The 13,126-nt window shown below is 73.1% G+C and carries 12 protein-coding genes; 5 read left to right on the plus strand and 7 right to left on the minus strand.

Annotated features, from left to right (window positions below; genetic code table 11):
* Window positions 1–111: 111 nt before the first annotated feature.
* The 4 genes from MTP10_RS06490 to MTP10_RS06505 all read right to left on the minus strand — a co-directional run bounded on the left by MTP10_RS06490 (window position 112) and on the right by MTP10_RS06505 (window position 2,713).
* Window positions 112–372 (minus strand): hypothetical protein, encoded by a 261-nt coding sequence (locus tag MTP10_RS06490; protein WP_310708080.1) that lies wholly within the window; start codon window positions 370–372, stop codon window positions 112–114.
* A gap of 121 nt (window positions 373–493) precedes the next feature.
* Window positions 494–1,246: a GntR family transcriptional regulator gene (locus MTP10_RS06495; RefSeq protein WP_310708081.1), complete on the minus strand. Its 753-nt coding sequence runs from the start codon at window positions 1,244–1,246 to the stop codon at window positions 494–496.
* Between the two features lie 153 nt (window positions 1,247–1,399).
* Window positions 1,400–1,942, minus strand: coding sequence for a VanZ family protein (locus tag MTP10_RS06500; protein WP_310708082.1), 543 nt, complete (start codon window positions 1,940–1,942; stop codon window positions 1,400–1,402).
* Window positions 1,943–2,008: 66 nt separating this feature from the next.
* Window positions 2,009–2,713, minus strand: coding sequence for a dienelactone hydrolase family protein (locus tag MTP10_RS06505; RefSeq protein WP_310708083.1), 705 nt, complete (start codon window positions 2,711–2,713; stop codon window positions 2,009–2,011).
* Between the two features lie 113 nt (window positions 2,714–2,826).
* On the opposite strand from MTP10_RS06505, the gene MTP10_RS06510 reads away from it, so the two are divergent.
* The 3 genes from MTP10_RS06510 to MTP10_RS06520 all read left to right on the plus strand — a co-directional run bounded on the left by MTP10_RS06510 (window position 2,827) and on the right by MTP10_RS06520 (window position 6,142).
* The gene (locus MTP10_RS06510; RefSeq protein ID WP_310708084.1) at window positions 2,827–3,684 is read left to right on the plus strand and encodes a fumarylacetoacetate hydrolase family protein; all 858 of its coding nucleotides are present in this window, start codon (window positions 2,827–2,829) and stop codon (window positions 3,682–3,684) included.
* Entirely contained in the window at window positions 3,681–4,799 is a 1,119-nt protein-coding gene (locus MTP10_RS06515; RefSeq protein WP_310708085.1) for an ABC transporter substrate-binding protein, read from the plus strand. Before MTP10_RS06510 ends, MTP10_RS06515 begins: the two co-directional genes overlap by 4 nt.
* A gap of 149 nt (window positions 4,800–4,948) precedes the next feature.
* Window positions 4,949–6,142: a serine hydrolase domain-containing protein gene (locus tag MTP10_RS06520; protein ID WP_310708086.1), complete on the plus strand. Its 1,194-nt coding sequence runs from the start codon at window positions 4,949–4,951 to the stop codon at window positions 6,140–6,142.
* Window positions 6,143–6,191: 49 nt separating this feature from the next.
* Here the strand turns inward: MTP10_RS06520 and MTP10_RS06525 are convergent, their stop codons facing one another.
* Both MTP10_RS06525 and MTP10_RS06530 read right to left on the minus strand, forming a co-directional pair.
* The gene (locus MTP10_RS06525) at window positions 6,192–6,575 is read right to left on the minus strand and encodes an MmcQ/YjbR family DNA-binding protein (protein ID WP_310708087.1); all 384 of its coding nucleotides are present in this window, start codon (window positions 6,573–6,575) and stop codon (window positions 6,192–6,194) included.
* Window positions 6,572–7,621 carry a DUF2293 domain-containing protein gene (locus MTP10_RS06530; protein WP_310708088.1) on the minus strand — a complete coding sequence of 350 codons (1,050 nt, stop codon included), beginning with the start codon at window positions 7,619–7,621 and terminating at the stop codon, window positions 6,572–6,574. The genes MTP10_RS06525 and MTP10_RS06530 overlap by 4 nt, the downstream gene beginning before the upstream one ends.
* A gap of 145 nt (window positions 7,622–7,766) precedes the next feature.
* Here MTP10_RS06530 and MTP10_RS06535 point away from each other — a divergent pair, with 145 nt between their 5' ends.
* A complete protein-coding gene (locus tag MTP10_RS06535; RefSeq protein ID WP_310708089.1) occupies window positions 7,767–8,579 on the plus strand; it encodes a hypothetical protein in 813 nt (270 codons plus the stop codon).
* Between the two features lie 88 nt (window positions 8,580–8,667).
* Here MTP10_RS06535 and MTP10_RS06540 read toward each other — a convergent pair whose 3' ends face one another.
* Window positions 8,668–10,086: a peptidoglycan recognition family protein gene (locus MTP10_RS06540; RefSeq protein ID WP_310708090.1), complete on the minus strand. Its 1,419-nt coding sequence runs from the start codon at window positions 10,084–10,086 to the stop codon at window positions 8,668–8,670.
* A 341-nt stretch (window positions 10,087–10,427) separates the two neighbouring features.
* On the opposite strand from MTP10_RS06540, the gene MTP10_RS06545 reads away from it, so the two are divergent.
* Window positions 10,428–13,103, plus strand: a complete 2,676-nt coding sequence (locus MTP10_RS06545) for a BTAD domain-containing putative transcriptional regulator (protein WP_310708091.1) — start codon at window positions 10,428–10,430, stop codon at window positions 13,101–13,103.
* Window positions 13,104–13,126: the final 23 nt, after the last annotated feature.

The raw sequence follows: 13,126 nt of genomic DNA on the forward strand, positions 1-13,126 counted from the left end.
TTCCGCGCACATGGCCCCGTTGGTGGCCCGGTGCCGGGGCCGCCGAGACGCTGGACCCGGCACCGGGCTGCTCGTGTGCGCCCCCCGGCCGGTGTGCGGCCGGGGCGCGCGTCAGAAGGTCGCGGGCCCGGCGCGCCGCCCCGGGTCCCCGGCCGCGCCCTGCGGGTCACCGGCCCTGATCTCCTGCTCCCGGATCCGCTCGCGCAGGTCGTCCGGGTCGTCCGCGTCGATGGTCATCGCGCATCCGGCGTCGCGCTGCGCGTCGCTGAGTGGCTGGTGGCGTGTCGCCCACCAGCGGCCCGCGTCGCTCCGCCAGATGGTCCAGTGGGAGAACTCCCGGGCGATGTCGGCGAGGTGCCGGTCAAAGGACATGCGCGTCATCCCTCCGGGGCCTCCTGCGAGGTTCCATCTCCTTGAAGGGTGCGCGTGTTCTCTAGAGAAGTAAATGATCGCAAAGGACAGGTGAACCTATCGCTCGACAACCTGGTTCGCCCTAGGCGTCGAAGTCGTACTGGAGTACGTAGGCGGCGGAGTCCAGGACCATCTCGTTGTACTCGACCGGCACGCCGCTCGACGTGTACGCCGTGCGGGCGATCACGATCACGGGTGTGCCGGCCGGCAGGCCCAGCAGCTCGCTCTCCCTCGGCGCGGGCATGCGGGCCCGGATCTCCTCGGTGAAGTGCGCCGGCGCGAGCCCGAGGTCGCGCAGCCTGGCGTAGACGCCGCCCGCCCCGGTGTCGGCCAGCGTGATGGCGCTGCCCTCGACCGCCCGCGCGGGGAAGTACGAGGTGGCGAGCTGCACCGGCCGCCCGTCGACCGAGTAGCGCCGCCGCCTGATCCACGTCTGGCGGCTGTCCAGCACCTCGGCCACGTCCTCGGGCGCCTCCTCGTTGAGCACCTCCACCTCGTCCACGGTGAACGGCCGGCCGCGCACGTCGGCGTCCCAGATGGAGTGCCCCTCACCCCACTGGTCACGCGCCAGGCGGCGCGAGCCGTGCCTGCGTATCGGCTTGAACAGGCGCACATAGACCCCCGACCCTCGTTTGGGGACGGCCAGACCTTCGTTGATGAGGACGGCCAGCGCCTGCCTCGCGGTGGCACGGGCGATCGAGTAGTCGGCCATCAGCGCGTTCTCGCCCGGTAGCCGGTCCCCGTCTCTCAGCTCGCCGGCGAGGATCCGGGAGCGGAGGCCGTCGGCGATGCGGCGGTAGATGGGGAGATCGTGGGGTACCGGGGATTCAGACACGTTTGATACCACCCTCTGTCACCAACCGGGTTTGGCGTCTCCAGAGAACTTGCCCCGTCTTGTCCACGATCGCACAGATACGCAGGTTGGTCGCGTGCTTCTTTTGAGCGGATCGTGCCCATGTGGCGAGCCGAAACCGGTTTCCGCCGCCCTTTATCGGGGAACCGTGCGCGTCGTTATCCGGGTGGCCCACCAGCGGCGAGTAACCAGCGCGGCCAGCACGGCGCCCGTGGTGTTGAGGAGAACGTCGTCGATCGACGAGTAGCGGCCGAGCCGCAGAACGTACTGGAGGGCCTCGACCGTGACCGAGGCGGCGGCCCCGGCGGCGGCCACCCGCGCCGTGGAGGCGAAGCGCGGCCCGCGCACGGGCAGCAGCGCGCCCAGCGCGGCGAAGACCAGCAGGTTGCCTCCGACCTGCGTCAACACCGCGCCCGGCGGCGCGCCGGCGAGAGTGACGAGGTCGGTGAACGGGACGAGACTGACTCCTTCCTGACCGGTGGCCGGGGTGAGGACCATCCACAGCCAGGGAAGCGTGCCGGTCAGGATGCCGACGTCGGCGAGGGCGGTGCGGGCGGGCGCGGGGTGGCCGGCGCGGGCGCGGCGCCGGGCCAGGAGGTACGTCAGGGCCGCTGCCAGCGGAAGCGCCAGAACCCCAGCGATGACGATATTTCCCCACAGCTCCCAAGTCCGCCCCACCAGCCCATCATGAGGGCCGGACCGGGGGTACGAGAACCTGTCCTCCAGGACAGCCCCGGCACGGCGTCAGGAGACGGGCAGATGGGTGCCGAGGAAGTCGAGGGCGATGCGCCACGCGCGCTCGGCCGCCTCCGGGTGGTGGAACATCGGCGACTCGCTGTTGTGGAAGGCGTGCCCCGCCTCCTCGTCCACGTACACCCGCACGTTCGGCCGCCCCTGCGCCGCCTCCTCGACCTTCGCCACCTGCTCGCGCGGGATGTACGGGTCGCTGCCGCCGAAGACCAGCAGCAGCGGCGAGGAGATCCGCTCCATCAGCCCGGTCGCCTCCGGCACGGCGGAGCCGTAGAAGGACAGGACGGCGTCGAGCTCCGTCTGCGTGGCGAGCATGAAGTCCACCGACCCGCCCAGGCAGAACCCGAGTGCCCCGAGCCCGCCCGTCACCTCGGGCAGCCCGCGCAGGTGGACGAGTGTCAGCGCGCAGTCGGCGACACCCTGCGGCAGGTCGAAGCCGGAGGCCAGCTCGATCGACGCCGCGGTCCCCTCCGGGGTGTGCTCGCCGACCCAGCCGGGCCGCAGGCGCCAGAACAGGTCGGGCGCCGCCACCACGTAGCCGCGCCCGGCGAGCTCCTCGGCGACCTTGGCGATGTACGGTCCGACGCCGTAGATCTCCTGGACCAGGAGGATCCCCGGCCCGCTGCCGCCCTCGGGCAGCCAGACGTGGACGTCGAACGAGCCGTCGTGGGCGGTCACCTGGTCGATGCGCTTGTCCATGCTCCCCAGGATGGCGCATCACGGACGAGAGCCGCGTGAAATGACCGCTGCCGCGCGGCCCCCGGCGGTGCGAAGCTGGCAGATGGCAGTCGACGCGGACAGGACGGTGCGGCATGCAGGACGAATGGTCGGACGCGGTGGACACCCGGTCGGACGCGGTGGACCCCTGGTCGGCGGCGGACCCCTGGTCGGACGCGGTGGACATCCGGGCGCAGGCGGCCGAGCGGCTGGCCGAGGCCGCCCGCTCGGGCAAGCCGTGCCCGCCGGTCAGGGATCTCATCGGCACAGTGGACGACGCCTACGCCGTCCAGGAGATCGGCACCCGGCGGGCGCTGGGGGAGGGCCGGCGGCTCGTCGGACGGAAGGCGGGGCTGACCAACGCGCTCATGCGGGAGCGGTTCGGCGCTCGCGAGTGCTCCCACGGCGCCCTGTTCGCCGACATGGCCCTCCCCGAGGGGGTGCCGGTGCCGGTGGAGCGGTTCCTCCAGCCGATGGCGGAGGCCGAGGTCGCCCTGGTGCTGGGCCATGACCTGGTGGGCGGGCCGTTCACGGTGGCGGAGGTGATCCGGGCGGTGGACTTCGCGCTGCCCGCGATCGAGATCGCCGACTCGCGCGTGGCCGGCTGGGACATCACGCCGGTCGACACGATCGCGGACAACGCCTCCGGTGGCGCGTTCGTACTGGGCGGCGCCCCCGTGCCGCTGTCCGGGCTCGACCTGCGGACGGCGGCGATGACGATGACCCGGGCGGGCACGCAGGTGTCGGCCGGCTCGGGCGCGGACTGCCTGGGCCACCCGCTCAACGCGGCCGCCTGGGTCGCCGGGGCGCTGGGCCGCACCGACCGGCCGCTGCGCGCCGGCGACGTCGTGCTGACCGGCGCGCTGGGGCCGGTGGTCCCGGTGGCGCCCGGCGACGTGTTCGAGGCGTGGATCGAGGGCCTGGGGTCCGTGTGCGCGGTGTTCGCCGCGTGAGAGCGGCCGCCGCGGCGGCGGTGGTGCTGCTGCTGGCCGGGTGCGGCGCCTCGCCGGCCATGCAGGTGCGGCACGACCCCGTGGTCAAGGTGGGCGCGATCGTCTCCCGGACCGGTGTGTACGCGAAGCTGGGCAAGGACATGGAGACCGCCATGCGCCTCTACCTGGACGCCCATGACGGCATGCTGGGCGGCCGGCCGGCGCGGCTGCTGGTCGCCGATGACTCGGGCAGCCCCGACCAGGGGCGGCAGCAGGCCCGGCGGCTGGTGTCGGGCGAGGGCGTGAGCGTGGTGACCGGCCTGGTCGCCTCCCCGGTGGCGGTCGAGGTGGTGCGCGAGGTGGCGGGCACCCCGGTGGTGATCGCCAACGCGGGCGCGGACGAGCTGGGCGGCCCGGGGGTGTTCCGGGTGTCGTTCACCAACCGGGAGCAGGGCGAGGCGGCCGGCAGGTACGCGGCCCGCAGCCACGGCCGGGTGCGGGTGGTGGCGATGGCGTCCGACTACTCCGGGGGCGTCCAGACCCTCGACGGCTTCGCCGAGGGATACGGGGCCGAGCCGCTCAAGCGCGTGCTCACGCCGTTCGGCGGGGCCACCGATCTCGGGCCGTACCTGGGGCGGATCCCGGCGGACGCCCAGCTGCTGTACGCCTTCTACGCCGGGGCCGAGGCCGTCTCCTTCGCCAGGACGTACAAGCAGCTCGGCTACGACCGGAAGGTGGAGCTGCTGGCCTGCCAGCAGCTCACCGACGAGGACGTGATGGCGGCCGTCGGCGCCGACGGCGAGGGGACGACCAGCGTGGGCCTCTACTCACCGGCGCTGGCCAACCCGGCCAACACCGCGTTCGTGGCCAGGTGGCGGGCGGCGACCCGGCGTGACCCCTCGACGGTGGCCGTGCAGGGCTGGGACGCCATGCGGCTGATCGACCTGGCCGTGTCGGAGGGCGGGGCGGAGAGCGGCGACCTGACGCGAGCGCTCGGCCGGGTGCGGGAGGTGGACAGCCCGCGGGGCACGTTCCGGCTCGATCCGGTGACGCACAGCCCGGTGCAGACGTGGTACGCCCTGCGGTACGAGAACGGGGTCAACCGGGTCATCGCCACCATTCCGCCCACGGGCTGACGGGAGGGGTCGCTCGCCCGAGGGGGCGAGGCCGGTTCCCTCGTGAGAGGGAGCCGGAAGATCGCCGGTCTCGGCGATCCGGTGGGAGCGCGTGATCGACAGGATGGAGCCATCAAGGAGAACCCCTTCCGACCTGGAGATACGCCTTCATGAACCGCACCCGCCTCGCCGCCGCCGCACTCGCCGTCGCCGCCCTCACGACCGTCGCCGCCGGCCCGGCCGCACTGGCCGCCCCCACCGCGGTGACCGCGACGGCCACGGCCGCGGGGCTGCCGCCGATCAACGAGGCGGCGCTCAAGGCGAGCATCGCCGGCCTTCCCGCGGCCGACGCCACCGCCGCCGAGGTCCGCGTCAGCGGCTCCCGGGGCTCCTGGAAGGGCGTCACCGGCGTGACTGACCTGCGTACCAAGCGGCCCGCCCGCGAGGGCGCGCGGTTCCGCGCCGGGAGCGTCACGAAGATCTTCACCACGGCGGTCGTGCTCCAGCTCGTCGCCGAGGGGAAGCTCTCGCTCGACGGCACCGTCCAGGAGTACCTGCCCGGCCTCCTCCCGGCGGCCTACCCGGCGATCAGCGTCGCCGAGCTCCTGAACCACACCAGCGGGCTGCCGTCGCCGAAGGTGCCGGGCGACCTGGCGTGGGTCTACAAGACCCGGTTCCAGCAGTGGACCCCGGAGGAGTACGTCGCCAAGGCCGTGGAGAACCCGATCGAGTTCGCTCCCGGCACCCGGCAGCACTACCTGAACACCAACACGTTCGTCGCCGGCATGCTCATCGAGAAGGTCACGGGCCGCTCGTACGAGCACGAGGTCACCACGAGAATCCTGCGCCCGGTCGGCATGCGCGACAGCTACCTGCCCGGCGACTCGGTCAAGATCAAGGGCCGGCACAACCACGGCTACCAGGCGGTGCCCAAGGGCTTCCCCGACTCTTTCGCGTACGGCGACGCGTACCTGGTGGACATGACCGACATGAGCGTCACCTCCACCTGGGCCTCGGGCGACCTCATCTCCACGACCGCCGACCTGGAGAAGTTCGTCAAGGCCCTGTTCTCCGGCAAGGTCGTGCCGGCGGCGCAGCTGGAGCCGATGTTCACGGTCCCCGACGTCAAGCTGTACGGCACGGACAAGCCCGCCGTCTACACCTCCGGCCTGTCGCGGATCGAGCTGCCGGGCGGCATCGTGGCCTTCGGCAAGACCGGCGCGCGCTACGGCTCCTCCACCGGCGTGGGCGCCACCCGCGACCTGAGCCGCACCCTGGTCTACTCGGTCAACTCCACCGACGCCAAGGCGCAGGGCCAGAACGAGCGCGGGCTGGGCGTCGCGCTGGCCGCCTTCGCCAAGTAGGACCCGCACCCGCGCACCAGGCCGGTCCCGGACGGGACCGGCCTCGCCGCTATGCCCGCTCGTCCAGGGCCTTGATCGCCCGCTTGGTGGCGATGGCCCGGTAGCTCTCCTCGACCCAGTCGAGGAGGACCTCGGTCTCCGGCAGCTCGGCCATGAACGGGACCGTCACCCAGCCGGCCTTGCCCAGCCCGTAGCCGCTGGGCCTGGCGCCCTCGACGGTCAGCGCATGGCCGTGCGCCTCCGACAGCAGCTTCACCCCGAAGGTCGGCGCCCACTTCTCCGTCGCCTCGTCCAGGCCGAGGAAGAGGAAGACCTTCTTGCCGACCTTGACGACGGTCTCGCCCCACGGGTGGTCCTCGCGGGTCTCGGGCAGGCCGAGCGCGAAGTCCCGCAGCTCGTCGCGCACCCGGGACCACGCAGCCGGGTCGTTCATGTCGTCCTCCTCCTGAAGTCGGCCAGCCTGGCGTCGATGGCGTCGCGGATCCGGTCGCGTGCCTCGGTCCGGGGGACGCCCGTCATCAGCAGCTTGTCGTAGTCGGTGTCGAGGTGGCGGATCGACGCGACCACGGCGAGCGTGATCGCGTTCGCGTCGAGTGCCCTGGCCGCCGCCGTGCGGCCCACCCGCCCGCTGCCGCGCAGGGCGGCGTGCGCGGCGATCTCCTCGGCCCGCTCGGCGGGGCAGCCCGGGAACAGGGTCCGGATCTCGGCCGCCATCCGGGCCCGGAAGTCGTCGTCCTGCTCGGCCCGGCGCTCCCTGTCGCGCTCGCGGCGGCGCAGCCGGGCCTCCTCGTCGGCCAGGCAGCGCTCCTCGGCCAGCGTCAGCGCCCGCTCCTCCACCAGCAGGCCCCTGCGCTGGTAGACCTTGCGCCGGCGGTTGTACTCGACGACCACGGCCGCCAGGCCGCTCTCCTGCTTGGCCCGCCGGCTGAGCGCCGCGTCACCCGACGGCAGGAACACCAGATGGTCCATGTCCGCGCACGTCAGGCAGTGCGGCCGGTCGTCCTCCATGATCAGGTACGGCCCGGTGTCGCCGCACGAGGCGCACGTCCACGGCTGCTGCGGCACGACGACCGTCAGGTCGGGCGCCTTGCTCTGGCGCTCGGCGAGCCGCCGCACCCGGGCCTCGCTCAGCTCCGGCGACACCCAGTGGACGCGGAACGCCTCCTGCGGATGGTCGCCGGCCGTGAACCGCAGCTCGCGCCGGTCACGGCTGCCGGACACGTACGACGCCTCCACCGGGCGCAGCCCCTGCCCCTCGGCCCAGTCGCGCAGCAGCGCGGCGGCGGCGAGCAGCCGGTCGTCGTCGACCGCCGCCAGCTCGGCCAGCGTGGCGGCCCGGCCCTGCCGCCAGGTGTCGACGTGCCGCGAGTGCAGCCACCGCAGTCCGGTGACCACGTCCACGAACGTCACGTACTTCCGGTTGGTCAGGGCGATCCCGGCCGCCTCGGCGACCCGGCGGGACAGGTTCGGCTTGCTCACGCACCCAGTGTGCCGCCTCTTTGACCTCCGATCGGCTTCGCTTGGGCCGATCCCGGCAAGGATGCAGGCGGATCCGGCGCGCCGGATCGGCCATCTCCGGAGACTCTTCGCGCCTCCGGTAAGTTCTGGCATCGCGGAGGGGATCGTGCGCCTGTTCTGGCCGGCCGTTCTCGTGCTCGCCACGTCGTGCGGAGTCGCCGACAGCGGGCTGCCGGTGGTGACCGGCGCGTTCGGGGCCGAGCCGGCCGTCGCCATCCCGGACGGCGCGCCGGGGCGCCTGCCGCGCGTGGCCGTGCTCTCCGCCGGGCAGGGCCGCCGCACGGCCCCTGGCGACGTCGTGCTCGCGGACGTGTCCGTACGCCTGTGGTCGGACGGCAGCAGGCAGGCCGGCACGTACGAGGCCCGGCAGCCCGTCTCGGTCGTCTTCGACGGCCGCACGGTTCCCCCGACCTGGCATGAGGCGCTCATGGACCGGCCGGCCGGCAGCCGCGTCGTGCTCGTCAGCCCCGCGGCCGAGGCCGCCGGGCCGGGCGTGCCGCTCGACGGCGTCGATCCGGAGGCGGTGGTGGTCGTGGTCTTCGACGTCCTCGGCGGCTACCCGCCGGACGCGCGCCGGGTGGGCCGGCCGCTGCCGACCGTGCCCGCCGGCCTGCCGCTGGACAGGGCCAGCACGCTCATCGACGGCTCCGGCCCGGAGATCCGCGAGGGGGCGAGGCTGGTGGTGCAGTACCTGGCGATGCGGGTGCCCGGGCGCCGGATCGTCGACTCGTCCTTCCGGCGCGGCGGGCCGAGCGCCGTCACGCTCGCGCCCGGGTCGGCGCCTTCCGCCTGGCTGGCCGGGCTCGTGGGCGGGCACGTGGGCGCCCGCATGGCCGTGCCCGAGCCCGGACCCGGCGGGGCGGACGGAGGCCGGACCGTGTACGTCATCGACATCATCGACGCCCTCCAGCCGCTCTGACCCGTACCGCTGAGGGGGGACGAAGGGCGGCGGCCCGGTGTCCAAGAGGACGCCGGGCCGCCGGGAGGGGGGAAGGAAATGGCTTGGATCAGCCGCAGTGCTCGAACGAGCTCGTGTACGTGGAGGTGCCCACCGAGCCGCCCCACTTGACGCACTTGTCCGCCGCGGCGGCCGCGACCGGACCCGCGTAGTAGGTGAACTGGCCCGTGTCGGTCTTCCGCGCGGCGCCCTGCACCTCCAGGAAGGCGCTGGTCGCGCTGGCCTTGCCGATCGAGGTCTTCTTGATCGTGGCCACGCAGTTCTTGCCGGCCGAGGTGCTGTAGAGCAGGTAGACCGTGCCGTTGGTGCCCAGGGCCTGCGAGTCGATGACCTTGTAGCCGGTGCCGCAGACCTCCTCGGCGGTGTGCGGGTTGGTGGTCCCGCCGCCGCCGGTGCCGCCGGTCACGTAGCTCATGTACTTGGTCCAGTTCCAGTGCGAGCCCGGGTCGGTGTGGTCGGAGCCGGGCACCTCGACGTGGCCGATGATGTGGGTGCGGTCCTTGGGGATGCCGTACCGGTCGGCGATGTTGCGGGTCAGCGCGGCCGAGCCCCGGTACATCTGGTCGGTGAACCAGGACGCGTCGCTGATGTAGCCCTCGTGCTCGATGCCGATGGAGCGCTGGTTGTAGCTGCTGTTCCCCGCGTGCCACGCGCGGTTCTTCTCCCGCACCATCTGCGTGACCTGGCCGTCGGACGAGCGCACCACGTAGTGGGCCGACACCTTGGCCGCCGGGTTCTGGAACCACGAGATGGAGCCGGCGTAGGAGCCCTGCGTCACGTGGATGATGATGCGGTCGATCTTGTTGCTGGTCGGCCGGTTGGAGACCGCGTAGTTGGAGGTGCTGGCCGCCTTCCACACCGCGCCGGGGTAGTCGGTGGCCGAGGCGAGCGTGCGGGGCGCGTCGTCGGCGTACTTCCCGCGCTCCGGCGTCACCTGGGCGGCCTCGGTCTGCACGCCCGCCGCGTCGATGCCGGAGGCGAGGGCCTCGTAGACGGCGTCGGCGTAGATGCGCGCCGTGGTGTCGTCGGCCAGGTTGCCGTACGCGGCCACCGCGCCGTACCACTTGGCGGGGTCCTTGCGGGCGGTGGCGTCCAGCCCGAGCGCGTCGGCCTTGGCGCGCAGCACGGCGGCGCCGCCCAGGACGTTGGACGCGTCGTCGGTCTTCAGCTTGGCGACGGGGATGGAGGTGAGCTTGGCCGCCTCCTCCAGAGCCTTGGTCTGGGGGTTGCTGACCAGGTGCATCACGCCGTAGCCGCCGCTGGCGCTCGGCTCGCCGTCGTGGCCGTCGAGGTGGGTCTCGGCGTAGCCCAGGGCGACCAGCAGGTCACGGGGTATCTCGTAGGCGCCGGCGGCCTTGGTGAAGGCATCGCCGAGGGGAGTGGCCGCGACGGAGGCGGTCGCGGAGTTGGTCGCGGTGGCGGCGTAGGCCACCTGCTGGCCGGACAGGGCGATAAGTCCGGCGATCACAAAAGTTGTAGTTTTCATCATCCGCAATGTTCAGAGGGACTGTTGTAAGTCGTGCTTCCGGCCTTGCCGCCCCACTTGACGCACTGGGGGCGGCCGTCGCCGGGTACGCAAAGTCGCTGGAGTCACCCATCCGGCTCCGGCCGCACGGGAACGGCGGTTGGAAACCCGGTGCCGTCCCACGCTGACTGAGCGCGAGAAACACGTGATCAGCGCTCCGTCAGGCTTCATCGGGTGATCCTTTCTGCTGGGATCTCTGAGACAAGCGTCGGCATATGGCGCACAAGAAACGTCCAGACCCGGTACAAAGAGCTGTCACGCCTCCATAAGGAGCAGATGCGGTCATGACGGTCACTTTCCATGTGCTAGGACCGCTGGAGCTCCGGACATCGGGTCTGCCGGTCCGGATCTCCGGCAAGAAGCCACGCCTGCTGCTGGCCACGTTGTTGCTGGAAGCGGGCGGGGTCGTCGGCGCCGACCAGCTGGTCGAGGTGCTCTGGCCGGAGCGCCCGCCCCGCTCCGCGCAGGCCAACCTGCGCACCTACGTCAGCTCTCTCCGGACCGACTTGGGCGAGGCCGGCGGATGCCTGCGGGGCAACGGCTCCGGCTACGCCATCGACGTGCCGGACGACGCGCTGGACCTCCTGGTGTTCGAGGAGCTGGTGGGCCAGACCCGCTACGAGGAGGCGCTGTCCCTGTGGCGCGGCGCCCCGCTCGCCGACCTGCCGGGCAGCCCGCTCTGGGACCGCCGCCTCGACCCCCTCCACGAGCTGCGCCTGCGCGCCGCCGAAGAGCTGATCAGCCGGAGGATGGATCAGGGCGACCACACCGGCGCGGTCACCGAGCTGCGCGGCCTGCTCGCCGAGCACCCGTACCGGGAGGATCTGTGGGGGCGATTACTGCTCGCCCTGCACCGGGGCGGCAGGAAGGCCGAGGCGCTGCGCGCCTACGCCACGGTGCGGCAGCTCCTCGTCGACGAGCTCGGCGTCGAGCCCGGCACCGGTCTGCGGTCCGCGTACGAGTCGATCCTCGCCGACGAGCCGCCGCCCGCCGCGCCCCGCCAGCTCCCGCCCGACGTCCCCGACTTCACCGGCCGGGCCGACGCCCTCGCCGCGCTGGCCGAGCCGTTCCAGGTCGCCGTGGTCTCCGGGCCGCCCGGAGCGGGCAAGACCGCGCTGGCCGTGCACGCCGCGCACACCCTGCGCGAGGGTTTCCCCGCAGGACAGCTCTACCTCGCCCTCGACGGCCGGGAGCCGGCCGACCTCCTCGCCGAGGCGCTGCGGGCGCTCGGCACCGACACGCCCCCGCCCACGCTGCACGAGCGCTCCGCGCTCTTCCGCTCGCTGCTCGCCGATCGGCCCATGCTCGTCCTGCTGGACGACGCCCTCGACGCCTCACAGGTACGGCCGCTGCTGCCGGGCAACGACTCCACGGTCATCGTCACCAGCAGGCGGCGCATCACCGAGCTGCCCGGCACCCGGCACGTGGACCTCGGCGAGCTGCCGGCCGACGAGGCGTTCGAGCTCCTCGCCCGGATCGTCGGCGGCGACAGGGTGGCCCGCGAGCAGGAGGACGCCCGCGCCATCGTCGAGGCGTGCGGCCGGCTGCCCCTGGCCGTGCGCAGCGCCGGCGCCAGGCTCGCCGGCCGGCCCGGCTGGTCCCTCGCCGTGCTGCGGCAGCGGCTGGAGGACGACCGGCTCAACGAGCTGCAGGAGGTCCGCGTCCGCCTCGACCGCAGCTACCGCGACCTGCCCGACGAGGCCGCGCGCACGCTCGGCACGTTCGGCCGGCTCGGCGCCCTCGCGCAGCCCGGCTGGGTGGTCGACGCGGCGCTCGACCGGCATCGCGCCGACGATGTGACCGATCTCCTCGTCGACGTGAACCTGCTGGAGCTCGTCGGCACCGACCCCGTCGGCCAGCCGCGCTACCGCGTGCCCGACCTCATCCGCCGCCACGCCCTCGAACGGACCCCCGATCGCGACGCCCTGGCCCGCGTGCTCGCCGCCTGGACCGCGACCACCGAGCACGCCATGGCCCGGCTGCCCACCACCGTCTTCAGCCTCATCGCGCCCCGGACCCCGCGCTGGCGCCTGCCCGAGCAGACCCTGAACCGGCTGACGTCCAACCCGCTGGGCTGGTTCGAGGCCGAGCACGACTCGCTCGTCGCCGCCGTCGGCGTGGCCGCCGAGGCCGGGCTCGCCGAGTCGGCGTGGGGCCTGGCCGCCGCCATGGTCCCGTACCTGGACCTGCACTGCCGGCTCGACACCTGGCAACGCACCCACGGCGTCGCCCTGGAGGCCGCCCGCGCCAACGGCGACACGTACGGAGAGGCCGCCATGCTGCGCGGGCTCGCCCAGGTCGCCCTCTACCAGGACCGCTACGAGGAGGCGGTCGACGGGTTCGTCCGCTCCCGGCAGCTCTTCCACGAGGTCGGTGACGTGCGGGCCGAGGCCACCACGATCTGCGGGCTCGGCGCGGTCAGCCAGTTCCGCGGCCTGCCGGCGCAGTCGCTCGGCCACTTCAAGCGCGCCCTGGCCATGTTCCTGGCCGCCGGCGACCCCCAGGGCGAGGCGCTCGCCCGGCAGGCCATCGGCCGGGTCTGCCTCAAGTCCGGCGACCTGACCCAGGCGTCCGAGTCGCTGAACCAGGCCATGCGGCTGGCCCAGGAGCTGGGCGACTCCCACCGCGAGGGCTGCGTGTGCCTCCAGATGGGGCAGCTGCACGAGGCCGTGTCCTTCCACCACCACGCGCTGGACATCTTCGAGTCGCTCGGCGACCGGCACTGCGGGGCGTACGCCCTGCAGAGCCTGGCCCGGCTCCAGGTGCGCCGCGGCGAGCTCGCCCCCGCCTCCGCCGGCCTCGAACGCTCCCTCGGGGTCTTCCAGGAGCTGGGGGACCGCAGCGGCGAGGCGTCGACCACGCAGCTCCTGGGCGAGCTGCACCGCACGGCCGGCCGTACGGGGCTGGCGCTCGACTACCTCAAGCACGCCAGCGACCTGCGCCGCCGGCTGCCCGTCTAGCCGTCCCGCGCTTCCGCCGCCGC

The sequence above is a fragment of the Nonomuraea sp. 3-1Str genome (genome assembly GCF_031570565.1).
Taxonomy (GTDB): domain Bacteria; phylum Actinomycetota; class Actinomycetes; order Streptosporangiales; family Streptosporangiaceae; genus Nonomuraea.

Excerpts from the sequence above, each read along its gene's own strand:
- MTP10_RS06510 (WP_310708084.1), top strand. The coding sequence starts at position 2,827 with ATGCAGGACGAATGGTCGGACGCGGTGGACACCCGGTCGGACGCGGTG.
- MTP10_RS06520 (WP_310708086.1), top strand. The coding sequence starts at position 4,949 with ATGAACCGCACCCGCCTCGCCGCCGCCGCACTCGCCGTCGCCGCCCTC.
- MTP10_RS06525 (WP_310708087.1), bottom strand. The coding sequence starts at position 6,575 with ATGAACGACCCGGCTGCGTGGTCCCGGGTGCGCGACGAGCTGCGGGAC.
- MTP10_RS06545 (WP_310708091.1), top strand. The coding sequence starts at position 10,428 with ATGACGGTCACTTTCCATGTGCTAGGACCGCTGGAGCTCCGGACATCG.
- MTP10_RS06505 (WP_310708083.1), bottom strand. The coding sequence starts at position 2,713 with ATGGACAAGCGCATCGACCAGGTGACCGCCCACGACGGCTCGTTCGAC.
- MTP10_RS06490 (WP_310708080.1), bottom strand. The coding sequence starts at position 372 with ATGTCCTTTGACCGGCACCTCGCCGACATCGCCCGGGAGTTCTCCCAC.